We start from the raw sequence: 25353 nt of genomic DNA, 5'->3' as shown, positions 1-25353 counted from the left end.
CCCGAAAGTGCTTCAGCGTTCGACTTGCATGTGTTAAGCACGCCGCCAGCGTTCGTCCTGAGCCAGGATCAAACTCTCCAACAATGCTTTGTTGAAACAATCCCAGCAGACACTCACACAAACCCCACAAGAGGTTTGGAGCGTCATACTCAAAGAAACCACCAACCAACACAAATGTTTGGTCGGGGGCATAAAAGAACACTAACCAAAACAGTCCGCTGTTGAGTTCTCAAAGAACACACCCACACCATCACCACCAGCGATTCAACCGCTGACAAGCTCCGGGGAGCATTTCCTCTGTTCGCTTTCTTGTGCCGCTAACTCTAGCAGGCCCGTTTTCCCGGTGAATCAGGGGGGTCAACTTCCGTTGTCCCGATCCCGTTTCGTTATCACCCGGATACCGAACCAGCTCTGGAGTTATCAACCGCGAAGCGAATCGCATTTTCAAAGTCTTCATTCCCGAAGCCACACCAGGCTACCACTCGATTGTGGAGACCCGGTTTTGACCCCGCGTCAGGCCCGGCCCGGTTTTCCCGGCCCGTGTCGCGCTGACCTGGATAACTTTACACACCCCGAAACACCCCCTGAACACCACCCCCCTTTAACGGGAAATCGCCAGGTCAGGTGGCATTTCGAGGCCCAAGAGGACGGTCAGCTCCTCGAGCGTGGATTCGACGTCCCGGTGGTGCACTCCGACCATTCCCGCTTCCACCGCTCCGACGACATTCCGGTGGAGGTCGTCGACGAACACGCACTGCTGCGGTTCCAGCTCCAGACGGCGAGCGGTCAACAGGTAGATCTCGCGACTCGGTTTCGCGACCTCCACCGCTCCGGAGAGGACGATCGCGTCGAAGTCGTCCGCGACTCGCGGGTCCGGCAGTCCACTGGCATTGGAAACGACTGCCGTGCGGATCCCGCTCCGGCGAGCGTGGCGCGCCACTTCGAGCAGCGGCGGCACGTCCGCGGAGTCCCGACCCGGATCGTCGAGCACTCCGGCGTAGTCCAGGAGCAGTCCCGTGAGTTCCACGGGCAGCACGGTAGCTCACACGATCGAGCGGATCGCAGCGAAAAGTGACCTGATTCAGGGGGTTGGTTCCTCAGTACTGCGAGGAGTTCTTCCACCGAGACACGGAGGTCCCATGACCGCAGTCCTCGCACCCGATGCCCCGCCCGCGCCACCCGCCGTCGAGGACCTGGACGAACGGAGCGCCATCTCCGTCGCGACGTCCGTCGGCGGGTTCGTGTTCGACGCGCTCTCCGGCCGGCGGACCGTGTCCGACATCGGCACCTGCGTTTCCTCGCGAGTCGCCAGGCTGCTGCTCACCACCCGGCTGGACGCAGCACGAGGCCCGGACCACCGGGTTCGTTCCGTGCACGCCTGCCCGATCACCGAGTTCGCGGTGGAGGCGTGCATGGTCGTCGGAACGAACGACCGGGTCCGGGCCTTGGTGCTGCGGATCGAACGGGGCGGCGGGCGCTGGGTGTGCACCCGCCTGTCCCTGCTCTGATCAGCGCCGCCGGTTCTTCTTCGCGTCAGCGCGAGCAGCCGCCCGGCGCTCGCGGCGAGTGCCGCCGCGACCCTCCGGGCCCTGCTCGCCGTCGCTGCTGGTCTCGACGCCACCGGTCTCGTTCGGACCGGAGTAGCTCAGCCGCTGCTGGCCCGGAGTGCCGAGCCCCTTGCCGCGCAGTGCGCTGGGGACGTTCTCCCCCGCGGGCGCCGACGCACCGCCGAGCTGGCTCAGCGCCGGTCCGGCCGATGCCGGGCGGGCCCGCTTCGGCTGCGGGGCCGGCGGCGGGGTCTGCTGGACGTCGGGGGCGGCACCGCTACCGGCCTGGCTCACCGAGACCGGAACGGCGGGCTGCTCCGGCGCGGGCTCCGGCTCGGCAGCCTCCACCTGGACGTTGAACAGGAACCCGACGGACTCCTCCTTGAGCGCCTCCAGCATCGCCCCGAACATGTCGAAGCCCTCGCGGCGGTACTCGATCAGCGGGTCGCGCTGCGCCATCGCGCGCAGCCCGATGCCCTCCTTGAGGTAGTCCATCTCGTAGAGGTGCTCGCGCCACTTGCGGTCCAGGACGCTGAGCACGACCCGGCGCTCCAGCTCGCGCATCGCACCCGGGCCGACCTTCCCGTCGACCTCGGCCTCGCGCTTGGCGTAAGCCGCGCGCGCGTCGTCGATGACCAGCTCGAGCAGCCGCTCCTTGGTGAGGTCCTCGTCGGAGTCGACGAGCTCCTCCCAGTCGAGGCCCACCGGGTAGAGCGTCTTCAGCGCGGTCCAGAGCTTCTCGAAGTCCCAGTCCTCGGAGTAGCCCTCGGCGGTCTCCGCGTCGACGTAGGCGGTGACCACATCGCTGAGCATGTGGTTGACCTGCTCCTGCAGGTCCTCACCGGCCAGCACGCGGCGCCGCTCGTCGTAGATGACGGTCCGCTGCTGGTTCATGACCTCGTCGTACTTGAGGACGTTCTTGCGGATCTCCATGTTCTGCTGCTCGACCTGGGTCTGCGCGCTGCGGATCGCGCGGCTGACCATCTTGTGCTCGATCGGCACGTCGTCGGGCACCTTGAGGCGGGTCATCACCGTCTCGACCATGGCCGCGTTGAACCGCCGCATCAGCTCATCGCCCAGCGACAGGTAGAACCGGGATTCGCCCGGGTCGCCCTGACGGCCGGAACGACCGCGCAGCTGATTGTCGATGCGCCGGGACTCGTGGCGCTCGGTGCCGAGCACGTAGAGGCCACCGCTGGCGCGGACCTCCTCGGCTTCGGCCTCGGCCTGCGCCTTGATCTTCTTCACGACCGCGGGCCATTCGGCCTCGTACTCCTCGCGGTTCTGCACCGGGTCCAGGCCGCGGGAGCGCAGTTCGGCGTCGGAGAGGTGGTCGACGTTGCCGCCCAGCACGATGTCGGTACCGCGACCGGCCATGTTGGTGGCGACGGTGACGGCGCCCTTGCGGCCGGCCTCCGCGATGATCGCGGCCTCCCGCGAGTGGTTCTTCGCGTTGAGGACGTTGTGCGGGACGCCCCTCTTGGTCAGCAGCTTCGACAGGTACTCGGAGCGCTCGACGCTGGTGGTGCCGACCAGCACCGGCTGCCCGGCCTGGTGGCGTTCCTCGATGTCCTCGGCGACCGCCTCGAACTTGGCCGGCTCGGTCTTGTAGACCAGGTCGGGCTGGTCCACGCGGGCCAGCGGCTCGTTCGTCGGGATCGGCACCACGCCGAGCTTGTAGGTGGTGTGGAACTCAGCCGCCTCGGTCTCGGCGGTACCGGTCATGCCGCCGAGCTTGTCGTACAGGCGGAAGTAGTTCTGCAGCGTGATCGTGGCCAGCGTCTGGTTCTCGGCCTTGATCTCGACGCCTTCCTTGGCCTCGATCGCCTGGTGCATGCCCTCATTGAAGCGGCGCCCGGCCAGGATGCGGCCGGTGAACTCGTCGACGATCAGCACCTCGCCGTCGCGGACGATGTACTCCTTGTCGCGGTTGTAGAGCTCCTTGGCCTTGAGCGCGTTGTTCAGGTAGCCGACCAGCGGGGTGTTCGCGGCCTCGTAGAGGTTCTCGATGCCGAGCTGGTCCTCGATGATCGAGACGCCCTCTTCGGTGACGCCGACGGTGCGCTTGCGCTCGTCGACCTCGTAGTGCTCGTCGCGCTTGAGCATCGGGGCGAGCCGGGCGAACTCCTGGTACCACCGGGACGACTGGTCCGCGGGGCCGGAGATGATCAGCGGCGTCCGGGCCTCGTCGATCAGGATGGAGTCGACCTCGTCGACGATGGCGTAGTTGTGCCCGCGCTGCACGCAGTCGGCGAGGCTCCAGGCCATGTTGTCGCGCAGGTAGTCGAAGCCGAACTCGTTGTTCGTGCCGTAGGTGACGTCCGCCGCGTAGGCCTGGCGCCGCTGGTCCGGGGTCATGTCGGCGAGGATCGCGCCGACCTCCAGGCCGAGGAAGCGGTGCACGCGGCCCATCCACTCGGCGTCGCGCCGGGCGAGGTAGTCGTTGACCGTGACGACGTGCACGCCCTTGCCGGTGATCGCGTTGAGGTAGGCGGGCAGCACGCAGGTGAGGGTCTTGCCCTCACCGGTCTTCATCTCGGAGATGTTGCCCAGGTGCAGCGACGCACCACCCATCAGCTGCACGTCGTAGTGGCGCTGGCCGAGGGTGCGCTTGGCGCCTTCGCGAGCGACCGCGAAGGCCTCCGGCAGCAGCTCGTCGAGCGATTCCCCGTCGGCGTGGCGGCGCTTGAACTCGTCGGTCTTGCCCCGCAGCTCGGCGTCGGACAGAGCGGCTACGTCGCCTTCGAGCTCATTGATGTGCGCTGCGATGGCGCGCAGGCGCTTGAGCATCTTGCCCTCGCCGGCGCGGAGCAGTCGGGACAGGACCATCCGGTCGACCTCACTAGCTGATCGTGACGCGTCCGTCACGGACGCTTTGTGGCCATCGTATTAGAGCTGGTGGCGGGGACGGGCCATCCGGTGCGGGGTCGGGTGGCGGACCCGCGCACACGCAGCTGTCCCCCGCGAACCACGGTACGCGGGGGACAGCCGTTCGGGTCGGCGTTGGCGCAGACTCGCCCTACAGGGCGTCCGCCAATCTGATCACTCCGTAGTCGAATCCCTTCCTCCGGTAGACCACGCTCGGCCTACCGCTGTCGGCATCGGAGAAGAGGTAGAAGTCGTGTCCGACCAGTTCCATCTGGTAGAGGGCCTGGTCGACCGTCATCGGTTTGGCCGAGTGCTCCTTCTCCCGGACGATGCTGCCCGGTTCGTAACCGTCCTCGGCCATGCGCTGCCCGGGAACTTCGGCGCTGTACTCGGGTGCTTCCTGGGGCGCTTCGAGCAGCTGGGTGCGGCCTTCGGCCGCTCCGGAGCCCATCACGACGGGCCGGTCCGCCATCGCTGCGGTCGCCTCTGCCACGGAAGTCGGGTTGTGCTGTCCGTAGTGCACCTTTCTACGGTCGTGCATGCGCCGGAGACGGCTCTCCAGCTTGGTCGTTGCTGCGTCGAGCGCGGCGTAGAAGTCGCCGGCGCAGGCCTCTGCGCGCACCGGCGTGCCCTTGCCAACCAGGGTGATCTCGACTCGCTGGCAGTTCTTGGCCTGGCGGGGGTTGCGCTCGTGGAAGAGCTCCACATCCGCCCGAATTGCCTTCTTGTTGTACCGCTCAAGCCGGGTCAACTTGGTGTTGACGTGGTCCCGGTAGTGCTCGGGAACCTCGACGTTGCGACCCTTGACGACGATATCCATTCACGACCTCCGATTCCGTAGGAGAGGTGCGTGGCGCCAGGCTGCGCGTCAGCTCGCTTCCGGCGCCAGGGACATGGGATGTCGCTCCTTCCCTCCGCCAGGGGTTGGCTGGATTGACAGGCACGTTAGCTCGGTTTACCGATTTGTGACACCCCCCGGGTCGGGCGAAGTCAAGCGGCCACCGAGAGTGATTGGTGCCACCGTTCGAAGCACGCACGAGGCGTGCGCGGACAGTGCTCGCAAGGACTCTCCACCCCGGATTTTCACCCGTTCGGCCGCTCCCCGCGAGTGCACCTCGCGAAGTCGCGGCGGGGGCGGAATTTGCCTGCTCACAAACGGAAAACGTGTGCGCGGCGGGAGAAGTTCCCCAGGTTCGCCCGCGCAGCGGTGGTTCACTCGTTCGTCTCAACCCGCCGTCGCGGTCAGGCTCAGCACCGCTCCGAACGCCCGACCTGCGGTTCCGAGCACTTCCGAGCAGGCCGCGACGGTCGCCGCGGTGGTGATGACGTCGTCGATCAGGACCAGTTGCGCTGTTGGAGGCGGAATTCGACCGTTCCGGACCAGCACTCGGCCAGACAGGTTGCGCACCCGTTCGGCCGCATCCAGCCCGGTCGAGTCCGCCGCTCCGCGCGCGGTCACCAGGCAGTCCGCCACCTGGGTGGGCCAGCCCCGAGCGGTGAGCAGGGCCGACATCCGGTGCGCGATGCGGAGCACGTGCGCACCGCCGCGGCGCCGGGCGGCGATGGCCCGGGACGGTGCGGGCACGAGGCACCAGCGGTGGTCGAGCTGGTGCTCCGCGGTGATCGCGCGCAGTCCGGTGACCAGGTGCCCGGCCAGCGGGTCGGCGAGGTGGCGTTGGCCGGACTCCTTGTAGGCCAGGATCGCGCGGCGGGCCGCGTCTCGGTAGCGCCCGAGCGCGTACACCGGTAGTCCGGGCGGCAGCAGCGGGCGTTCGACGCGGTGGAGTCCGCCGAGTTCGCGGGAGCAGTCCGGGCACCACGCCGTGCCCGCCGTGCCGCAGCCCGCGCAGTGCAGCGGCAGCAGCAGGTCGATCAGTCCGGAACGCCCGTCGCGGAGCCAGGAAGCGCGCATCCGCAGAGCATTGCGCGGAACGGCCCGCCGACTCACCGACGAGTGTCGGGCGCTGATCGCCGGGTAGAACTCCCCATCACCTGGTCGATGGTCACGAGCTCGGTCGAGGTCGGTGACGCGCGGTCGCCGGCGACGGCTCCGGTGTTGATGTTGGTCAGCCGGGGAAGAACGGCACGGAGCTGCTGCCGATGCGCGGCTCCAGCAGGGACCACACGTCGTTCGGATCGCGGGACGACCAGATGTTGCTGCGGTCGGCGACGATCACCGTCGGACCGGGGCCCACGGTGACCGTCTTCATCGGCTGGCCCAGGTTCGCCGACGTGTAGGCCTTCCACAGGAAGCCGTCCACCGACACCTCGTACACCGGGGAGCTGTTGCTGTCGGTGATCACCGCCAGCGACTCCTTGTCCCGCCACTCCAGGCCCAAGATCTGCGCGTTCTGCGGGGCGGGCAGCGCGATCGGGCGCTGCAGCACGACCGCACCGTCCTGATCGGACACCGCGCCGATCACCAGCCGCCCGTCGATCACCGCAGCGACCCGGGTGCCGTCCCGGGACAACCGCAGGTCCGTGATCGGCCGCCCCTCGGTGAACTGCTGGGAGTCGACCCTCTCCACCGACCAGCCGCCGGCGCTGCTGCGGGCCCGGATCACGTCGCGGCCGCCGACGACGGTCCACACCTCCGAGCTCCCGCGCCAGGTCGGCTTGCTCATGAAGCTGCCGACCGGCCCCAGCTCGGCGAGGGCCTCGCCGTACGGCCCGACCCGCAGCGCGACCTCGTCCGGACTCCGCCGGGTCACCGCGGCGATCTTGCGCCCGTCCGGCGACTGACCCGCCCGGAACACCTGGTACTCACCGGACCCGGCCGGCCCCGGAACCGGATCGGCGCTGCTGTCCAAGCGCCTGAGCCGCTCGTCGATCACGGCCAGCCCACCCAGGTCCTGGCGCGGCACGTTGTCGATCTCGAACTTGGTGAGGTCGGTCGGCCGCAGGTCCTGCGCGGACGACAGCAGCGGCATGCCCTCCTCCTGCAACCGCACCCGAGCGTTGCTGACCTTCTGCAAGGTGAACACGACCTGGGCCGCGATCAGCCACCGCGAATCGTCGGAGACGTCGCCGAGCTTGCTGAGGTTGACCTCCAGCGCACCGTCGCCGGTGGCCTCGCTGGTGTTCGTCCGGGGACGCACCCCCGGCGGGATGGCGGTGTGCAGCGCCGAGCGCAGCCCGTCCGACGGACCGGCGGTCAGCAGGTCGATGACCCGGCGCGGCAGCGTGCTCGCCGGTTGGGAGGCCACGTAGCGCACGTCCGGCACGACGCCGGTGGAGTCGTGGTCGAGGAAGTAGATCGGCACCGAGCGGTAGACGCTGCTGAACGCGTTCTTGCTGACCACCATCTCGGGCGGCGGCGTGGTGATCCGCCACTTCCCGTCGCGCTGGCGCTCGACCCGCACGTTGGCCTCGTACTCGCCGACGTCCGGCACGAAGGAGGAGTCCGGCAGCAGACGGCCGACCTTGTCCGCCTGCAACGTCACCATCTGCACGCCGTCGGGCAGCGGGCCCGACTGCTGGGCCGGGATGGTGTCGACGTTGTCCACGATCAGCAGACCGGGCGTCGGCAACCACTGCTTGGCCTGCGCCTCGGCGAGGTGCATCCGGGCCGCCTCGTGGTTGCTGGCCGGGGATGCGGAGTCCACGAACCGGCGGACCAGGGCCAACGGGTCGAGGTTGTCGGGCGGCGGGGTCACTTCGGCGGTCGAGTTGCGCTCGTCGGCTTCCCGCACGGCGACCGGATCCGATTCCTCCGGGATCGACGCGCACGCGGTCAGCGGGAGCAGCAGCGCGGAGAGCACCGCCAGGCAGCGGGTGACCCGGCCTCCCATCATTCGTCCTCCCAGGTGTCCTCGGACAGCCGGGCGGGACCCCGGTCGTGGATCTCGCCATCACCGGCTTCGGCGTCCTGCGGCCGCTCCACCGAGGCTGCCAGCAGCGCTTCCGGCGCGGCGATGCGGCGGGTGCCGGGCAGCGGCAGCGGACTGCTGTCGAACTCCGCACCCGGCCGCCGGGGCAAGGTGACGCGGAAGCACGACCCTTCGCCCGGCTCACCCCAGGCGTCCAGGTCGCCGCCGTGCAACCGGGCGTCCTCCAGGCTGATCGACAAGCCCAGCCCGGTGCCGCCGGTGCGCCGGTTCCGGGACGGGTCGGCCCGCCAGAACCTGGTGAACACCAGCTCGGCCTCACCGGAGCGCAGCCCGACGCCGTAGTCCCGGACGGTCACCGCGACGGCCTTCTCGTTGCTGCCGAAGCGGATCTCCACCGGTCCGCCCTCGGCGTGGTCGATCGCGTTGGCCACCAGGTTGCGCATGATCCGCTCGAGGCGGCGGGCGTCGGCGACGATCGACAGCTCGCCGTCACCGCCGGACGGCACGATCACCCGCAGCTCGACGCCACCGTCGTCGGCGATCGGGCGCAATGCCTCCGCCGAGCGTTCCGCCAGCTCGACCAGGTCGACCTGCTCGGCGGACAGGTCCGCCACGCCGGCGTCCAGTCGGGAGATCTCCAGCAGATCGCCCAGCAGCAGCTCGAAGCGGTCCAACTCGTCGACCAGCAGTTCCGTGGAGCGGGACAGGCCGGGCGGGAACTGCTCGCGGGAGGCGTGCAGCACGTCCGCGGCCATCCGCACCGTCGTCAGCGGGGTGCGCAGCTCGTGCGAGACGTCGGAGGTGAACCGGCGCTGCAGCAGGCCGAACTCCTCCAGCTGCGTGATCTGCTGCTTGAGGCTGTCGGCCATCTCGTTGAACGACTCGGCGAGGCGGGCGACGTCGTCCTCGCCGATCACACGCATGCGCTTGTCCAGGTCACCCTCGGCGAGCTGCTCGGCGATCTGCGCGGCCTGCCGCACCGGCCGCACGATCTGGCGGGTCACCAAGTTCGTGATCAGCCCCAGCAGGACCAGCAGCACCACACCGCTGACCAGCAAGGTCTGCTGCACGACGCGGAGGGTCTCCTGCTCCGCGGTGAGCGGGACCATCATGTACAGCTGCAACGACCGGGTGGCGCTGCCGACCGGCGTGCCCACGATCAGCATGGTGACCGGGCCGCTGTCCCGGGCCACGGTTTTGATCTTGGTCGCGAGCTGGCCGCGTTCGGCGAACAGGCGCAGGTCGTCCGGCACGTCGTTCACCGGACCGGCGACCGGCTGCTCGCTGCGGTCGACCGGTGCGAGCCCGTCGACCAGCACCGGGGTGAACGCGCCCGCCACCGTTTCCGTCGTGGACTGGCCGGAGGAAGACGTCGTCAGCCGGTTCAGCGCCGCTTTGAGCTGCTCGGACACGCTGTCGGAGTTGGGGTCGACCGCGGTGAGCTCGCGCTCGAGGATCGGCAGGCTGGTGTCGACCTGCGTGAGCGCGGCCTCTTCCTTGGAGTTCAGCAGCTGGGAGGTGATCTGCCACTGCAGCACCATGCCCAGCACGATCACCACGGCCAGCGAGAGAGCGAGGGTGCTGACGACCACGCGCAGCTGCATCGAGCGGCGCCAGACCGCCTCGAAGCGGCGCCAGCGGTCGCGGACCTCTTCCCGGACACGACTCACCAGCCACCGCACCCAGCGGCTCCGACGCGTCCACACGTTCACGGCAACCGTCGCCCTCCACGACTACGACCCCGGTCGGCAACTGTGTCAAAGGGTCGATCCGCGGACCGCACCGGCCCGCGACATGCGAAGAGCGCCCGCTCGGCGAGCAGGCGCTCCAGGTCCGGTTACCGGATCACGGAGGGCCGGCCTTGTAGCCGACACCGCGGACCGTCAGCACGACCTCGGGGCGCTCCGGGTCCCGCTCCACCTTCGACCGCAGGCGCTGGACGTGCACGTTCACCAGGCGCGTGTCGGCGGCGTGGCGGTAGCCCCAGACCTGCTCCAGCAGGACCTCGCGGGTGAACACCTGGCGCGGCTTGCGGGCCAGCGCCACCAGCAGGTCGAACTCCAGCGGGGTCAGCGCGATCGGCTGGCCGTCCCTGGTCACCTCGTGACCGGGCACGTCGATGGTCACGTCGCCGATGGTCAGCACCTCGGCCGGTTCCGCATCGGTGCGGCGCAGCCGCGCGCGCAGCCGGGCGACCAGTTCCTTCGGCTTGAACGGCTTGACCACGTAGTCGTCGGCGCCGGACTCCAGACCGAGCACCACGTCGACGGTGTCGCTCTTGGCGGTCAGCATCACGATCGGCACGACGGACTCGGTGCGGATGGCCTTGCAGACGTCGATGCCGTTCATCCCCGGCAGCATCAGGTCCAGCAGGACCAGGTCCGGCTTGAGCTCCCGCAGGGCAGGCATCGCCTTGGTGCCATCGCTGACGACGGCGGTCTCGAACCCCTCTCCCCGGAGCACGATGGTCAGCATTTCGGCCAGGGCCGGATCGTCGTCCACCACGAGCACGCGTGCCTTCATGCCCAACATGGTTGCACTTCTGCATCTCCTGCCGTGCACGCACCCGCAGATCGTCACCGCAGGTCGGACCGTTGATACCCGGGAAAGCCCAGTTCATACCGCCGAACGGAGCAGTGGCCGGGTGATCTGAGCCGCCCAGCCCGGCCCGCTGGTCAGGCGAGGACGTGCTCGTCGACGATCCCGGCGAAGTCGACCTGGCCGGAACCGTCGACCACCAACCACGGCGACCACCAGCCGGCCGCCGCGAGCTGCGCGTAGACCTCGCCGCAGCGCTGCTGCAGTTCCGCGTCCGATTCGAAGTTGTCGCGCTGACGGTCCACTTCGGTCCGTTCGCGGTGCTCGGCCCGGCGGGCCGCCACCTCGGTCGGAACCTGGAGCAGGATCTGCAGATCCGGTTTGGGCAGCGCGAAGCGCGACACCTCGAGCTCCTGGACCCAGGCGACGAAGTCGCCGCTGCTGTCCTGGTGGAGCCGGGCGGCGCCGTAGGCGGCGTTCGAGGCGACGTAGCGGTCGAGCAGCAGGACGTCGTGGGCGCGGAGGTCGTCGCGGAGCGCGGCTGCCGCGGCGCGGCGGTCGAGCGCGTTGAGCACGGCCATGCCGTAGACGGAGTCGCCGAGGTCGCCGTGACCACCGCGCAGCGCCTCGCCGATGAGTTCACCGTGGATGTCCTCGGTGTAGCGCGGGAACGCGGCGCGCGCCACGGAGTGGCCGCGGGCGGTGAGCTCCGCGGTGATGCCGTTGGCGAACGTGCGCTTGCCCGCACCGTCCAAGCCCTCGATGACGATTAGTCGACCCACGGCATCGACGGTAGTCGAGCGCCGCGGACCTCCCGACGGCCTCCCCCGATCTGCTCCGAAGCACGTGAATTCGCTTTGCTGCCAGCCAGTTCGCCTGTATACACGTTGCATGCAGAAGACTCACTCGTACCAGCTGACGGTGACGTGGACCGGCAACACCGGTGAGGGCACTGCCTCCTACCGCGGGTACAGCCGCGAGCACGTGGTGGAGATCGACGGCAAGCCGCAGCTGACGGCCTCGGCCGATCCCGCGTTCCGCGGTGACCCGAAACTGCCCAACCCGGAGGACTTCCTGGTCGCGGCGCTCTCCGAGTGCCACATGCTCTGGTACCTCGGGCTGTGCAGCGCTTCCGGCGTCGTGGTCACCTCCTACCGGGACGAAGCGAGCGCGACCATGGTCGAGGTGCCCGAAACCGGCGGCCACTTCACCGAAGTCGTGCTCCGCCCGAAGGTGGAGATCGCCGATCCGGCCACCCTGCCCAAGGCCCGCGAACTGCACGAGCAGGCCCACCGCAAGTGCTACATCGCGAACTCGGTCAACTTCCCCGTCCGCCACGAACCGGAGATCACCGCCGCTGGATGAGCCGAGCGCTCCGCTCGTGGGTCGGCGTTCACCCAGGTCCTCCGCGGTCCGCATGACTCCGGTCGATGCGAACTCCTCCGATCTCGGGACAGGAGGTACGCCGCGCGACCAGAATCATCGGGGCAGAGGTCGCCAGACGTCGATCAACCGTGGAGAATCGATCACCGACCGATGATCGCTACGACTCGGGAGGAACCAGTGCAAATCCCCGGGCCCGACACTCGCGTGGTCGAGCTGCGGGTGCACGGAATCCTCGGCGCCACCGGCGACGAGCTGACCGACTCCGTCGCTTCGGTCGACGTCGCCGGTGACGGCGTCGGGCGGATCATGCGTCCGGCCGACCGGTTGCGCCGACCGGTGCCCGGACCGGTGCTCTCGACCGGGGACCGCTCGGTGCCCAGGATCGTCGAAGGCTACGTCTGGGGCGGGATGACCTCCGGCGGCCTGTCCAAGGCGACCTGGGCACTGCTGTTCCCGTTCGCGCTGGCGAACATGGCGCACTGGATGCTGCCGCCGGTCCGCAGCGGCAGCGCGCTCAGCCGCGGTCTCTCCACGGTGTTGCGCGCCTTGCTGCGACTGTCCGCGCTGCTGCTGACGATGCTGTTCGTCGCGCAGATCACCGTGGTCAGCCTCGACCTGGTGGCAGCGCAGTGCCTGAGCCCCGGCGCGCCTTGCCTCGAGTTCGTCCCGAGCGCAGTCAGGTCCCTCGACGTGCTGCGCGCGTCGGCGGCTCTGCTGCCGGTCGTTCTCGTCGTCCTCCTCATGCATCGTCTGTCCACTGTGTCTTGGCAGGTCTCGGCCCGGAAGACCGACAAGCCGCAGCACTCCGCACGCGCGCCGATGCTGCCCGGCGCGAACGTCGTCGCCGACCCGGACACCCCCGCGCTGCGCGCCCTGCACGTGATCGCCGCACTGTCCACTGTGGCGATGCTCGCGCTCGGCGGCCCGTTCCTGACCACCGCGGACCCGCGGTGGATCCTGGCCGCCGCGTTGATCGGAATCTCCGTGGTGGGCACGGTCGGGCTCGACGACCCCGCCCGGATGAAGCCGGACGGCAAGGAGAAGGTGCTGCGAGGCCTGCTCGGCCGCACCCCGCGGCGCGTGCTGATGACCGCCTCCGCGCTGCTGCTGTGCTCGGTCGCGCTGCTGCCCGGCCCGCTCAACGCGCCGCTGCCCGGTTCGGGCCCCACCATCGACGCGATCACCAGCGCACTGGTGGTCACCTGCGTCGCCGTCGCGGTCCTGCTCACCCCGGCCACGCTGCTGGCGCGGTCCACCTGGAAGACCTGCCCGCGGCCGCTCCGCCCGTGGGCGGGCGGCTGGATGTCCGCGCCGGTGCTGATGTTCGCCTGCATGCTCGGCAACGGCTTCGGGGCCGGGCTCGCGTTCACCGTGCGCCAGACCCTCGTCGTCGACAACGCCCCCGGCTCCCCGGGACCGACGCTCCCCGACGCGTTCGACGACGTCACGATCTTCTGGGGCACCACCGCCGTGCTGCTGGCGATCGCCGCGGTCATCGGCATCCCGTTGCTGCTGCTGAAGCGGTGGCGGACCACCCGAACCGAAGGCGACAGCTCGATCCCGGACGAGATCGCCCTGCTGCACGCCGGTCGCCCGGAGGACCAGCGCGCTGCTGCGAACGCCTGGAAGTGGGCCGACCTGCAGCGCCGCTACTCGCACATCGTCCTCCTCGTGATCGCCGGGGTACTGGCGGTCAGCACCGCGTTGACGGTGGTGGCGCGAACCATGGAGCTCCCGCCGCTGATCGACACTGACTGGCTGGTCGGGATCGGTGTCGCCTCGCTGGCCGCGCTGGCGGCCGGTTTGCTGCGGATGGTCTTCCTCGCGGCCAGCAAGCGGGACACCGCCCGCTACCTCGGTGTGCTCTGCGACCTCGTGCTGTTCTGGCCGCGCGAGGCGCACCCCGTGGTTCCGCCGTGCTACGCGCTGAAGGTCATCCCCGAGCTGGCCGAACGCGCCACCGAGCACCTGGCCGACCCGAACACCCGCGTCGTGATCGTCGGGCACAGCCAGGGCAGCCTGCTCGCCGCCGTGGCGACCGCCCGGCTGCTCGACTCGCTGCCCGAGGCCGACCGCGAACGCGTCGGGCTGGTCACCGCGGGGTCCCAGCTGCAGTGGGCCTACCCGCGCGCCTTCCCCGGCGTCGTCCCCCACATGTCGCTGCGCGACCTGGCCGGCACGCTCGGCGGGCGCTGGCGCTCGCTGTGCCGCGGCACCGACCCGCTCGGCGGGGCGGTGACCACGTGGAACCGGCAGGTCTACGACGGCATGCTGATCGGCGTCGGGTTCCGCGCCGACGGCACGGAAGGTCCGCTGCCGGCCGCGACCCGCGGCCCCACCGGCGCCCTGGTCCTGGGCGGCGACCACTGGCTGCCCGATCCGCAGCGCGGACCGTTCGCCTGCCGCCGCTGGGTGCCGGGCGTGCTGGGGCACACCGACTACCCCGGCGACCCCGAGTGGGACCGGGCGGTCGCGATGGCGGCCGGTCTGGAGACCCCGGTTCGCGGCGCCACGCTGCCGCTGCGCCCGCAGACCCCCACGCCAGCACAGGCCCCGGCCGTGCCGAGCGCACCGAAGACCCAGCACCTGACCGCGCAGGGCGGCGACGGCGGATCCCTCACCGACTCCGTCGAAGAGCTGACCCAGGCACCGGAGGAGCCAGAGGCCGCGCCGGAGGACGAGAGCACCCCGGTCACCGTGCCGGAGCAGCAGGATGTGAAAACCCGTCCCAAGCCCGCCGTGCTGCCCGAGATCACCGAGCCCCGCGGTCGCAGCGCCCCGTGGGAGCGCGCGATGTCGCTGGGCAGCAGCGAGAACTGAGCCCCGCGCTCAACTCCTAACCGGTGGCGTGGTCCAGCACTGACCGCGCCACCGTTCTCTTCTGCGCGCAACGGTGGGTCCACGGTCGGTGCTCTTCCACCACCGACGCGATGCGGGGCTGACGTTCCAGCACGCGCCTTGCGGAGAGTCGTTCGCCGGCTGGTTCCTGTCGTTTCGAGTTCCATGCAGTCCATGCTGCCGCGCTGACCAGCAAAGATCATCACTCGAGCAGGTGAACATCTGTTCGAATACCTGAGCAGCTCTCAGAACCAGCGGAAGCGCGGCCCTCCCCCGCGCACGGAAAAGCGCGGTGGCGCCGCCCCGACGGGACGACGCCACCGCGCCTCTTACCAGGAATTACTCGCTCGAACCGGAGCCTCGTGGCACCTCGCCACCGGTCTCGACCTCACCGGCCTGGGCCCGCTGCCCCAGCCGCGAGTGCCTGCGGCCGTACAGGAAGTAGATCACCACACCGGCCACCATCCAGATCACGAACCGGATCCAGGTCAGCGCGGTCAGGTTCAGCATCAGCCAGAGGCAGGCGAGGATCGCCAGGATCGGCACCAGCGGCACGAGCGGGGCGCGGAAGCCGCGCGGCAGGTCGGGCCGGGTCCTGCGGAGCACGATCACGCCGAGCGAGACCAGCACGAACGCGAACAGCGTGCCGACGTTGACCATCTCTTCGAGCTTGTCCGCCGGGAAGAAGCCCGCGGCCACCACCACGACCACGCCGACCAGGATGGTGGCGCGGGTGGGGGTGCCCCGCTTGGGGTCGGTCTTGGCCAGACCGCGCGGCACCAGGCCGTCGCGGGACATGGCGAACAGGACTCGGGTCTGACCCAGCAGCAGCACCATGACCACCGTGGTCAGACCGGCCAGCGCACCGACCGCGATGATCGCGGCCGCCCAGTTCACGCCGTGCTGCGCGAAGGCGGTGGCCAGCGTGGCCCGGTTGCCCTCCGCATCGGTCGCCAGGTCGGTGTAGGGCACCATGCCGGTGACCACCAGCGCGACCGCGACGTAGAGCACGGTGACGATCGCGAGGCTGCCGAGGATGCCCCGCGGCGCGTTCTTCTGCGGGTTGCGGGTCTCCTCCGCGGTGGTCGCGACGATGTCGAAACCGATGAAGGCGAAGAACACCAGCGACGCACCGGCCAGCAGGCCGAAGATGCCGTAGGTGCTGGTCTCACCGCCGAGGATGAGTGACAGCAGGGACTGCTCGATCTTCGGGGTGTCGCTGGCACCGGCCTCGGCGGCCGGCGGGATGAACGGCGTGTAGTTCGCCGTGTTGACGTAGGCCAGGCCGACCACGATGACCAGCATCACCACCGCGACCTTGATCAGCGTGATGACCAGGCTGACCCGGGCGGAGAGCTTGGTGCCCAGCGCCAGCAGGGTGCACAGGACCGCGGTGAGCAGCACCGCGCCCCAGTCGAACTGGAGCCCGCCGCCGAGCTCGAACGAGGTCGGCAGGTCGAACCCGCCCAGCTTGAACACTTCCTGGAGGTAGACCGACCAGCCCTTGGCCACCGCGGCCGCGGCGACCGCGAACTCGAGGATCAGGTCCCAGCCGATGATCCAGGCGATGAACTCGCCGAAGGTGGCGTAGGAGTAGGTGTAGGCGCTACCCGCGACCGGCACCGTGGAGGCGAACTCGGCGTAGCAGAGCGCTGCGAGACCGCACGCGATCGCGGCGAGCACGAACGCCACGGAAACGGAAGGTCCGGTCATGTCGCCGGCGGTCCTCGCGGCCAACGTGAAGATGCCGGCGCCGATGACCACGGAAACACCGAAGACGATCAGGTCCCAGGTGCCGAGGTTCTTTCGAAGTTTGGTGTCCGGCTCGTCGGTATCCAAGATCGATTGCTCTACCGACTTGGTACGCCACAGCCCAGTACCTGGCACTGTCGCCTCCTCAGTAATCCCAAATGGTGGGTCGCACCCTAACCCGGCAGTGTTGCGGGCGGAACTGGGTGCCTTTAGTCCTCACGCCCATTCGTTAACTCCTTGTGATGTGCACAACTGCGCCCCTGAACGAAACGGGCCTGGTCAGCGGGTCAGCGTCCGCTCGAGGTCCGGTTCGAGGTAGATCAGCCGCGCCTCGGGGACCTTCGCGCGGACCCGCGCCTCCGCTTCATCGATCTCGGCAGCGACCTCCGCCACGGACATCGCGGGGGTCATGCCGATCTTCGCGGCGACCAGGAGCTCCTCGGGTCCCAAATATTGGGAACGGATGTGAATGACCTTCTGCACGCTGCCGCGCTCCAGCTCGCCGACGATCGCGGCCAGCACCTCGCGGTTCGCGCCCTCCCCGATGAGCAGGCTCTTGGTCTCGACGATCAGCACGATCGCGATCACCCCCAGCAGCGCCCCGATGCACGCGGTGCCGACACCGTCCCACACCGGATTGCCGGTGAGCGCGGTGAGACCGACGCCGCAGAGGGCCAGCACCAGGCCGATGAGCGCACCCAGGTCCTCCAGCAGGACCACCGGCAGTTCCGGCGTCTTGGCCTGCCGGACGAACTGCCACCAGGTCAGCTTCCCCTTGATCGTGCGCGACTCCTTGATCGCGGTGACGAAGCTGTAGCTCTCCAGCCCGATCGCGACCAGCAGGATCAGCACCGCGACCCAGACCGAGGTCAGCGGCTCGGGGTGCTGGATCTTGTGGATGCCTTCGTAGAGCGCGAACACCGAACCCAGGCTGAACAGCAGCAGCGCGACCACGAAGGAGTAGAAGAAGCGGTCCCGGCCGTACCCGAACGGGTGCTCCTCGGTGGGCTTGCGCTGCGAGGTCTTCTGCCCGAGCAGCAGCAGGCCCTGGTTCGAGGTGTCGGCCAACGAGTGCACCGACTCCGCCAGCATCGACGAAGACCCGGTGAACAGGAAGCCGGTGAACTTGGCGGCCGCGATGCCCGCGTTGGCGGTGAGCGCAGCCAAGATCGCCTTGGTTCCGCCGCTTGCTGACACGTTCTCTCCCGTGCGGTGCGCAGGTCGACCGGTCACCCGGTCAAGGACGGGAGGAATCTACCGGCCGACGCGGCGGCCGCACCGCGGGTTCGGGAACTCGCCCGAATTCTGTCCCTTTTGTCCCCGCTCGGCGGTTCAGAACGCCCCGGCCGCGGCGCGGAACACCTGCGCCCGGCCGTCGTCGTCGAGCTCGGCGGGACGCACCTGCACCGCCGGGTCGGACGCCGCGAGCCACACCGACTGCCCGCGCTCCAACCGGAGCTCGCGCGGCAGCGATCCGTTGTGCGTGCTGCTGGTCAACCGGACGCTGCCCTTGGTGCACAGCAGGATCTGCGGGCCCGGCGAATCCAGGTGCACGACACCGGATTCGGCCGGCGTCCAGTCCAACCTGGAGAGTTCGAACTCGTCGGCCGGCGTCCTGTACGCGGTCAGGTTCGCGTCCAGCGACTCGCCCTTGAGCACCCGCATGTCCCCGCAGGCGAAGTCCAGCACCCGCAGCAGTTCCGGGACGTCGACGTGCTTGGGGGTCAGACCGCAGCGCAGGATGTTGTCGGAGTTGGCCAGGATCTCGATGCCGGTGCCGTTGAGGTAGGCGTGCAGGTTCCCGGCGGGCAGGAAGATCGCCTCGCCGGGCTGCAGCACGATGCGGTTGAGCAGCAGGCTGGCCAGCACACCGGCGTCGTGCGGGTAGGCCTCGCCGAGCTCCAGCACCGTCCGGCACTCGAGGGAGAACTCGCCGTGCTCCCGGACGTGCTCGACGCACGCTTCCAGCAGCTCCGGCAGCACCTCGCGGAGGTAGGTCTCCGGCAGCGTGATCCAGGTGGTGAACAGCGCGCGGAGACCGTCGGCGTCGGGCTGCGCGGCGAGCAGTTCCCGGTGCGCGCGCAGGCTCGGCACCGCCAGCGCGTCCAGCAGCCGGACCGTGCGCTGGGCCTCGCGGAACCCGGCCAGCGCGTGGAACTCCGTCAAGGCGCAGATCAGCTCGGGCTTGGCGGTGGGATCCGGGTAGTTGCGATTGGGCGCGTTGCGCGCGATGCCCGCCCGCTCCTCCAGCCGGAAGCCCTCCGCGGCTTGCTCGGCCGACGGGTGCGCCTGCAGGCTCAGCGGTTCGTCCGCGGCGAGCACCTTGAGCAGGAACGGCAGCTGCCCGCCCCAGCGCTGCACGCACACCGGCCCCAGGTGGTGCGCCGGGTCGTCCTCCAGCAGCGACAGCAGGGACACCTCGTCGCCGTCGGGCCGGACCACCCGCGACGGGTCGCCGGGGTGCGCGCCCATCCACAGCTCGGCTTCCGGGTGCGGAGTTGGGACGGGCCGACCGAGCAGATCAGCAATAGCGGTACGCGAGCCCCACGCATAGGGGCGCACCGCGTTCCGCAGTAGCTCCACAGTCGTTTCTCGCTTCCTCGTCTTCGCGCCTGCTCGTCCCAGCGCCCAGCACAGCACACCGCGTTGGACCGCCGGGCGGCATCGGGGCATTCCCCTGAAACTTCCCTCAGTGCATGGCCAGCGCCGGCCACCCCGGACCGTTCAGCGTGCCCGCCGCCAGCCCCAGGTAGACGGCGGCCAGGTCGAACCGGGCGGCCAGCGTCGCGGATCGCAGCACCGCGTCGTCGCGCACCGATTCACCTGGGCTGATCAGGTCCGCACCGGGCAGGTCCCGCACCGCGCCCCGTTCCTGCGCCTCCCCCTGCGCGTCGTACCGGGCGCTGACCAGGAACACGCGCAGGGCAGCGCCCGGGTTGTCCTCGGGGTCGGCGAACAGGTCCGCTTCGGAGCCGACCGAGGAGGCGGCCCGGTGCAGCGCGTGCTCGGCCACGGCCTGCTGGTAGTCGGCCACGTGGCAAGGCGTTGCGGCGTGGGCACCGAGGGCGAAGGCACCGTGCGTGGCGACCGCAGTGGACACCCGGTCCAAGCCCCACAGCAGCGGCGCGCGGTCGGCCAACCGCAGCGCCAGCGACTTCGCCGGGTTGGTCAGCGTGTCCTGGTTCGGGTGCGCGTGCTCGGCCTCCTTGTCCAGCTCGTCGGCCAACTGCTCGGCGTCGAAGCGGACCAGGTCGAGCGCGCGGAAGACGTTGAGCCCGACCGCGAACGCGTGCGCGAAGGACAGCGCAGGCGGTACCGGGATGCGCGGCGGCAGGACCTTCGCGCGGCCCGCGCCGGCCGCCGCGACCGGACCGTCCGGCGGGACCGCCAGCACGACCGTCGCACCGCGGCGGCAGGCCGTCGACACCGATTCGGCCAGCACCGCGTCGCCGACGTCGTCGCTGTGCGCGAACACCACGTCCAGCGCGCCGATCCAGGCCGGGATCGTGTCGGTGACCACCACCGGGACCGGGCAGCGCGGCCCGGCCAGAGCGGCCAGCAGCTGGCAGACCCCGAGCCCCACACCGGGGCGCACCAGCAGCACGATCGCGCGGGGCCGGTCGTCGGCCAGGTCGTCCATGCCGACCTCGGTCGCGGTCTCGGCCGCGGCGCGGACCTGCGCACCGGACAGTGCCGCGAGGCGCAGCAGACCACCGGCATCGGCGTCGACCAGCCGAGCGGGATCGTCGAAGAGTGTGTCGTCGAGCACCGGGCCTCACCCCTCCCCGGAAGGCGCCGGTCCCCCGACGGCTTCTTCCAGCAGCAGCACCGGAATTCCGTCCCGCACCGGGAAGGCCCGACCGCAGGAGGTGCAGGTCAGGTAGTCGGCCTGGGGATCATCGGCCAGCCCCGGCCGGAGCTGGGCGTGCTGCGGGCACGGGCAAGCCAAGATCTCCAGCAACTGCGGTTCCAGGTCAACGGCCACTTTTCCTCCCCAAACTCGCCCGCGCACCCAGCGCGAGCTCGCGCTCCGACCTCTCGCGGCCGAACTTCACCCTCGGACGACCGCGAGCACCTCGTCGCGCAGCGCGGCCATCGCGTCAGTGTCCCTCGCCTCCACGTTGAGCCGGAGCAGCGGTTCGGTGTTGGACGGGCGCAGGTTGAACCAGGAGCCGTCCGACAACTCCACGGTAAGCCCGTCGAGCTCGTCCACACGAGCGCCCGACCGGTCGCCGAAGGTCGCGGCCACCGCGCGCATCCGGCCCTGCTGGTCCTCGACGGTCGAGTTGATCTCACCGGAGGCGGCGTAGCGCGAGTAGTCGGCCATCAGCTGCGACAACGGCAGGTCCTGGCCGCCCAGCGCGGCCAGCACGTGCAGCGCGGCCAGCATGCCGGAGTCGGCGCGCCAGAAGTCGCGGAAGTAGTAGTGCGCGGAGTGCTCGCCGCCGAAGATCGCCCCGGTCTCGGCCATCGTCTGCTTGATGAACGAGTGGCCGACGCGGGTGCGCACCGGCTTGCCGCCGTGCTCGGCGACGATCTCGGGCACCGCTTTGGAGGTGATCAGGTTGTGGATGATCGTCCCGCCCGGCTCCTTGGCCAGCTCGCGGACGGCGACCAGCGCGGTGATCGCGCTCGGCGCGACCGGTTCGGCGCGCTCGTCGACCACGAAGCAGCGGTCGGCGTCGCCGTCGAAGGCCAGCCCGGCGTCGGCGCCGACCTCGCGGACCTTGGCCTGCAGGTCGACCAGGTTGGCCGGGTCCAGCGGGTTGGCCTCGTGGTTGGGGAAGTTGCCGTCGAGCTCGAAGTACATCGGGATCAGCTCGATCGGCAGCCCGTCGAAGACGGTCGGCACGGTGTGCCCGCCCATCCCGTTGCCGGCGTCCACCACGACCTTCAGCGGGCGGATGCCGCTGACGTCGACCAGTTCGCGCAGGAAGGTGGAGTACTCGGCGGTCATCTCGCGGCTGCTGGTGCTGCCCTTGGCGCCGAGGAACTCGGGCACGCCGTGGGCGACCAGCTCCTGGATCTCGGAAAGGCCGCTGTCCTGGCCGACCGGGGCCGCACCGGCCCGGCAGAGCTTGATGCCGTTGTACTGGGCCGGGTTGTGGCTCGCGGTGAACATGGCGCCCGGCAGCTCCAGCCGACCGGAGGCGAAGTAGAGCATGTCGGTGCTGGCCAGGCCGATGTTGATCACATCGACGCCCTGGCCGGTGACGCCTTCGGCGAAGGCCTCGGCCAGACCCGGCGAGGAATCCCGCATGTCGTGCCCGATGACCACGGCCGGACCACCCACCAGACGGGTGAAGGCGGCGCCGATCTCCCGCACCGCGTCAGCGTCGAGTCCATCCCCGACCACCCCGCGGATGTCGTACGCCTTGACGATCCCCGACAGGTCCCGCACGCTGCACCCTCCCCGATTCCGCGCCAGACACGACGTGGTTGGCAGCCTACCGGCGAACGATCGGGCGGTGGCGTCCGCTGGACGCACGCGAGCTGTTCGTCACGATCAATTCACTCGTCGATCGGATCGGGCAAGGCTCGCAAATGCCCGCGGCGGCTGCCGCTGGTACCGGCTCCCTGGGCTTCCACCGGCCGGTCCGGCCGCCCGGCTTCCCGGACCGCCTCGGCCAGCGCGGTCAGGTCGTCGTCGGAGGGTTCCGGCGGGGCGAACTCGCCCTCGTGCCGCACGACCTCCCAGCCCTTCGGCACGGTGAGCCGCAGCGCGTGGGCTTCGCACAGGTCGTAGCTGTGCGGTTCGGCGTAAGTGGCCAGCGGGCCGACGACCGCGGTGGAGTCCGCGTAGGCATAAGTGAGCGTGGCGACGGCCGGGTTGAGACACCCGGTCCGCGAGCACCGCCTCACGCTCCGCACGACACGCACGATAGCGCGCCCGATCCGGTGCGCGGCGAAGGCACGCGGAAACCGATGTTGAACGGGCCCTCCAGGCCGAGGTCAGCGCAGGTCAGGACGGTGCGGACCGAGCTCCGGCGCCGGGCGTTTCGCCTGGTCGATCACGCCGCGCACCGCGGAACGGCCGGTTCCGCGCGCCTGCGCGCCCGCGCGTGCGGAATTCCACCCGATGCTCATCCCGGCTCCGGGCGCGGAAGGCGTACCCTCAGCGCGTGGTGACCGCACGTGGATCTCGGCGCCGTATCCGCTTCCGGCGGGATCGGCGCGGCCGCGGCCTGCGAGGACCGCTGTACCCGTCCTCGGTCCCGGTGTCGCGCAGCCGTTCGCAGCGCTTCGACGCGCTGGTGCTGGAGGCGTTGGAGCCGATAGAGCAGCGCTGGCACGCCGAGCTGACGCAGCTCGACGTCGCCGTCGACGAGGTACCGGAGATCACCAGCACCACTCCCGAGAAGGTCGTCTGGGACGACGACGTGGTGGTGGACTCCAACGTTCCGCTCGCCCGGCTGGTCCCGGCCGGGGTGGACCGGCGCGGGCTGCCCACGCGCGCGCGGATCGTGCTGTACCGGCGGCCGCTGGAAGCGCGGGCGCGCGACGGCACGGACATGGCGGACCTGCTGCACGACGTGCTGGTCGAGCAGGTCGCCACCTACCTCGGACTGGACCCGGACGTCATCGAAGGGCAGTGATCAGCGCGTCCAGCGCTGCCGCGTACCCGTGCTCGGGCGGCGTGGCGTAGCCGACGACGACACCGTCGGCCGCGGACTTCGACGCGTCGGGGTGGCGGAAGTCGTCGAGCCCCTCCACCGCAACACCTCGTTCCGCAGCGGCTGCGACGATGGCCTGCTCGGTGCCGGGTCGCAGGCGGAGCACGGCGTGCAGACCTGCGGCGATGCCGGTGGCGGTGATGTGCGGCGCGTGCTCGGCCAGTGCCGCGACCAGCTGGTCGCGGCGGTGCCGGTAGCGCTGCCGCATGCGGCGGACGTGGCGGTCGTAGTGCCCGGACTCGACGAAGTCGGCCAGCGCCAGCTGGTCCAGGACGCTCGCCCAGCGCTCCCGCAGCCCCTTCACCGCCAGCACCTCGTCCACCAGGTGTTCGGGCAGCACCATCCAGCCGAGGCGGACCGCCGGCGACAGGCTCTTGCTCACCGATCCGAGGTAGATCACGCGCTCCGGGTCGAGGCCTTGCACCGCTCCCACCGGCTCCCGGTCGTAGCGGAACTCGCCGTCGTAGTCGTCCTCCAGGACCAGCCCGCCGCTGGACCGCGCCCAGTCCACCGCCGCGGCACGGCGTTCGGGGTGCAGCGGTCCGCCGGTCGGGAACTGGTGGGCGGGCGTGAGCAGCGCGGCGCGCATCCGCGAGTCCAGCTCGTCGGTCCGGGCTCCGTGCTCGTCGAGACCGAGCGGGATCGTGCGGACCCCGGCCTCGACCAGCAGCTCGCGGTGGAACGGCAGGCCGTAGGACTCGACGGCGAGCGGGCCGCGCAGGACCCCGCCGAACAGCAGCTCCAGGGCGTGGGCGAACCCGGAGCAGATCACGATCCGCTCCGGTTCGGCGCGGACCCCGCGGGCTCTCGCCAGGTAGTCGGCCAGTGCGCGGCGCAGTTCCGGCCTGCCGTGCGGGTCACCCGGGCCGAATGCCTCGCTGGGTGCCGCGTTGAGGGCTCGGCGCGCTGAGGCCGACCAGGCGGTTCGCGGGAAGGAGGAGCGGTCCGGCTGCCCTTGCCGCAGGTGGTGGACCGGTTCCGGGCGTTGCGGCCGCCGGGCCGGACGGCTGGCGCGGCGGGGTTCGACGCGGTGCGCGACGCGGGTCCCCGAGCCCTGGCGGGCGGTGAGCCATCCCTCGGCGATCAGCTCGGCGTAGGCGGCGGCGACGGTGTTGCGGGCCAATCCCAGATCCGCTGCGAGCGATCGGTACGGCGGGAGGCGGGTGCCCGGCTGCAGCCTTCCCGCCCTGATCGCCTCGCGCAGCGCGGCGGTGAGCACTGCCCTCTTGCTCCCCGGACCGGACAGGTCCAGGTGGAGGTCACTACCGGTCACCGCCGCCGAATTGGCCCAAGATTTCGCCACGGAATTGCACTCTACGACCGGTCGATGCGCGTCGTAGCGTCGAACGCATGACGAACCAGAACCGCATCGAATTCGCCAAGACCGCCCCCAAGGCGTTCCGCGCCCAGCGCTCCCTCGAAGCCGCGGCCGGCGAAGGACTCGACCCGGTGCTGGGCGAACTGGTGCGAATCCGCGCGTCCCAGCTCAACGGGTGCGCGTACTGCCTGCACATGCACACCAACGACGCCCGCAAGGCCGGGGAGGACGAGAACCGGCTGCACATGGTCGGTGTGTGGCGCGAGGCGACGAACTTCTTCACCGAGCGGGAGCTCGCGGCGCTGGAGCTGACCGAGGCCGTCACGCTGATCTCCGACCGCGGCGTGCCCGACGAGGTCTACGCCCGAGCCGCCGAGCAGTTCGAGCCTGAGGAGCTGGGGAGCCTGCTGGCGCTGATCCTCAGCATCAACACCTGGAACCGCATCGCGCTCGCCACCGGCAAGATCGCCGGCACCGACGAGCGCACCGCCTGATCCCCGACGCAATTTCAATGGAAATCGGACGTCTGATTTCCAGTGAAATTGCGGACGTTCTCCACAGGGCCCGGCACCTGTCCACCTCCTCCGGCGTGGCGGGCGCCC

General features: G+C 70.0%; 22 protein-coding genes and 1 rRNA gene. 5 read left to right on the top strand and 18 right to left on the bottom strand.

Features of this window, described 5'->3' with window-relative positions:
- Positions 1-84 (bottom strand): 16S ribosomal RNA (locus OU415_RS33185); the annotation flags it as partial.
- Positions 85-601: 517 nt separating this feature from the next.
- Complete coding sequence (locus tag OU415_RS33180; RefSeq protein WP_270953482.1) at positions 602-1027, bottom strand: HAD-IA family hydrolase; 426 nt, start codon at positions 1025-1027, stop codon at positions 602-604.
- A 112-nt stretch (positions 1028-1139) separates the two neighbouring features.
- Between OU415_RS33180 and OU415_RS33175 the strand changes: the two genes are divergently transcribed.
- Positions 1140-1508 carry an Rv3235 family protein gene (locus tag OU415_RS33175; RefSeq protein WP_270953481.1) on the top strand — a complete coding sequence of 123 codons (369 nt, stop codon included), beginning with the start codon at positions 1140-1142 and terminating at the stop codon, positions 1506-1508.
- Here OU415_RS33175 and secA read toward each other — a convergent pair whose 3' ends face one another.
- From secA to OU415_RS33140, 7 genes are all read right to left on the bottom strand, one after another.
- Positions 1509-4376 carry a preprotein translocase subunit SecA gene (gene secA, locus OU415_RS33170; RefSeq protein WP_270953480.1) on the bottom strand — a complete coding sequence of 956 codons (2868 nt, stop codon included), beginning with the start codon at positions 4374-4376 and terminating at the stop codon, positions 1509-1511.
- Between the two features lie 190 nt (positions 4377-4566).
- Positions 4567-5235: a ribosome hibernation-promoting factor, HPF/YfiA family gene (gene hpf / locus OU415_RS33165; protein ID WP_270953479.1), complete on the bottom strand. Its 669-nt coding sequence runs from the start codon at positions 5233-5235 to the stop codon at positions 4567-4569.
- 405 nt (positions 5236-5640) lie between these two features.
- A complete protein-coding gene (locus OU415_RS33160) occupies positions 5641-6327 on the bottom strand; it encodes a ComF family protein (protein WP_270953478.1) in 687 nt (228 codons plus the stop codon).
- Between the two features lie 154 nt (positions 6328-6481).
- Entirely contained in the window at positions 6482-8209 is a 1728-nt protein-coding gene (locus OU415_RS33155; RefSeq protein WP_270953477.1) for an LpqB family beta-propeller domain-containing protein, read from the bottom strand.
- Complete coding sequence (mtrB, locus tag OU415_RS33150; protein WP_270953476.1) at positions 8206-9915, bottom strand: MtrAB system histidine kinase MtrB; 1710 nt, start codon at positions 9913-9915, stop codon at positions 8206-8208. The genes OU415_RS33155 and mtrB overlap by 4 nt, the downstream gene beginning before the upstream one ends.
- Before the next feature lie 175 nt (positions 9916-10090).
- Positions 10091-10768, bottom strand: a complete 678-nt coding sequence (mtrA, locus tag OU415_RS33145; RefSeq protein WP_270953475.1) for an MtrAB system response regulator MtrA — start codon at positions 10766-10768, stop codon at positions 10091-10093.
- A gap of 152 nt (positions 10769-10920) precedes the next feature.
- Positions 10921-11565 (bottom strand): dTMP kinase, encoded by a 645-nt coding sequence (locus OU415_RS33140; RefSeq protein WP_270953474.1) that lies wholly within the window; start codon positions 11563-11565, stop codon positions 10921-10923.
- A gap of 109 nt (positions 11566-11674) precedes the next feature.
- Between OU415_RS33140 and OU415_RS33135 the strand changes: the two genes are divergently transcribed.
- Both OU415_RS33135 and OU415_RS33130 read left to right on the top strand, forming a co-directional pair.
- On the top strand, positions 11675-12148 hold the full coding sequence (locus OU415_RS33135) for an OsmC family protein (protein WP_270953473.1): 474 nt from the start codon (positions 11675-11677) through the stop codon (positions 12146-12148).
- Positions 12149-12346: 198 nt separating this feature from the next.
- A complete protein-coding gene (locus tag OU415_RS33130) occupies positions 12347-14989 on the top strand; it encodes an alpha/beta hydrolase family protein (RefSeq protein ID WP_270953472.1) in 2643 nt (880 codons plus the stop codon).
- A 357-nt stretch (positions 14990-15346) separates the two neighbouring features.
- Here OU415_RS33130 and OU415_RS33125 read toward each other — a convergent pair whose 3' ends face one another.
- The 8 genes from OU415_RS33125 to OU415_RS33090 all read right to left on the bottom strand — a co-directional run bounded on the left by OU415_RS33125 (position 15347) and on the right by OU415_RS33090 (position 22846).
- The gene (locus tag OU415_RS33125) at positions 15347-16894 is read right to left on the bottom strand and encodes an amino acid permease (RefSeq protein WP_270953470.1); all 1548 of its coding nucleotides are present in this window, start codon (positions 16892-16894) and stop codon (positions 15347-15349) included.
- Between the two features lie 144 nt (positions 16895-17038).
- Positions 17039-17956: a cation diffusion facilitator family transporter gene (locus OU415_RS33120; RefSeq protein ID WP_270953469.1), complete on the bottom strand. Its 918-nt coding sequence runs from the start codon at positions 17954-17956 to the stop codon at positions 17039-17041.
- Between the two features lie 135 nt (positions 17957-18091).
- Complete coding sequence (gene manA / locus OU415_RS33115) at positions 18092-19342, bottom strand: mannose-6-phosphate isomerase, class I (protein WP_270953468.1); 1251 nt, start codon at positions 19340-19342, stop codon at positions 18092-18094.
- Between the two features lie 106 nt (positions 19343-19448).
- A complete protein-coding gene (locus tag OU415_RS33110; RefSeq protein WP_270953467.1) occupies positions 19449-20528 on the bottom strand; it encodes an SIS domain-containing protein in 1080 nt (359 codons plus the stop codon).
- A 6-nt stretch (positions 20529-20534) separates the two neighbouring features.
- Positions 20535-20744, bottom strand: coding sequence for a Trm112 family protein (locus OU415_RS33105; protein WP_270953466.1), 210 nt, complete (start codon positions 20742-20744; stop codon positions 20535-20537).
- 66 nt (positions 20745-20810) lie between these two features.
- Complete coding sequence (locus tag OU415_RS33100; RefSeq protein ID WP_270953465.1) at positions 20811-22160, bottom strand: phosphomannomutase/phosphoglucomutase; 1350 nt, start codon at positions 22158-22160, stop codon at positions 20811-20813.
- 110 nt (positions 22161-22270) lie between these two features.
- Entirely contained in the window at positions 22271-22630 is a 360-nt protein-coding gene (locus tag OU415_RS33095; protein WP_270953464.1) for a DUF3499 domain-containing protein, read from the bottom strand.
- A gap of 81 nt (positions 22631-22711) precedes the next feature.
- Entirely contained in the window at positions 22712-22846 is a 135-nt protein-coding gene (locus OU415_RS33090; RefSeq protein WP_270953463.1) for a hypothetical protein, read from the bottom strand.
- Between the two features lie 35 nt (positions 22847-22881).
- Here OU415_RS33090 and OU415_RS33085 point away from each other — a divergent pair, with 35 nt between their 5' ends.
- Positions 22882-23355 (top strand): metallopeptidase family protein, encoded by a 474-nt coding sequence (locus tag OU415_RS33085; protein ID WP_177247858.1) that lies wholly within the window; start codon positions 22882-22884, stop codon positions 23353-23355.
- Here the strand turns inward: OU415_RS33085 and pdxR are convergent.
- Positions 23339-24736, bottom strand: a complete 1398-nt coding sequence (gene pdxR, locus OU415_RS33080; RefSeq protein WP_270953461.1) for a MocR-like pyridoxine biosynthesis transcription factor PdxR — start codon at positions 24734-24736, stop codon at positions 23339-23341. The genes OU415_RS33085 and pdxR overlap by 17 nt on opposite strands.
- A gap of 47 nt (positions 24737-24783) precedes the next feature.
- On the opposite strand from pdxR, the gene OU415_RS33075 reads away from it, so the two are divergent.
- The gene (locus OU415_RS33075) at positions 24784-25245 is read left to right on the top strand and encodes a carboxymuconolactone decarboxylase family protein (protein WP_270953460.1); all 462 of its coding nucleotides are present in this window, start codon (positions 24784-24786) and stop codon (positions 25243-25245) included.
- Positions 25246-25353 lie beyond the last annotated feature (108 nt).

It is taken from the genome of Saccharopolyspora oryzae (assembly GCF_027853915.1).
GTDB classification, from domain to species: domain Bacteria; phylum Actinomycetota; class Actinomycetes; order Mycobacteriales; family Pseudonocardiaceae; genus Saccharopolyspora; species Saccharopolyspora oryzae.
This window is presented reverse-complemented; position numbering and strand designations above follow the sequence as displayed.

What these genes read in the sequence shown, in the direction of transcription:
- OU415_RS33175 (WP_270953481.1), top strand. Translation starts at nt 1,140, where the DNA reads ATGACCGCAGTCCTCGCACCCGATGCCCCGCCCGCGCCACCCGCCGTC.
- mtrA (WP_270953475.1), bottom strand. Translation starts at nt 10,768, where the DNA reads ATGAAGGCACGCGTGCTCGTGGTGGACGACGATCCGGCCCTGGCCGAA.
- OU415_RS33090 (WP_270953463.1), bottom strand. Translation starts at nt 22,846, where the DNA reads ATGAGCATCGGGTGGAATTCCGCACGCGCGGGCGCGCAGGCGCGCGGA.
- hpf (WP_270953479.1), bottom strand. Translation starts at nt 5,235, where the DNA reads ATGGATATCGTCGTCAAGGGTCGCAACGTCGAGGTTCCCGAGCACTAC.
- secA (WP_270953480.1), bottom strand. Translation starts at nt 4,376, where the DNA reads ATGGTCCTGTCCCGACTGCTCCGCGCCGGCGAGGGCAAGATGCTCAAG.
- OU415_RS33155 (WP_270953477.1), bottom strand. Translation starts at nt 8,209, where the DNA reads ATGATGGGAGGCCGGGTCACCCGCTGCCTGGCGGTGCTCTCCGCGCTG.
- OU415_RS33135 (WP_270953473.1), top strand. Translation starts at nt 11,675, where the DNA reads ATGCAGAAGACTCACTCGTACCAGCTGACGGTGACGTGGACCGGCAAC.
- OU415_RS33160 (WP_270953478.1), bottom strand. Translation starts at nt 6,327, where the DNA reads ATGCGCGCTTCCTGGCTCCGCGACGGGCGTTCCGGACTGATCGACCTG.
- OU415_RS33075 (WP_270953460.1), top strand. Translation starts at nt 24,784, where the DNA reads ATGACGAACCAGAACCGCATCGAATTCGCCAAGACCGCCCCCAAGGCG.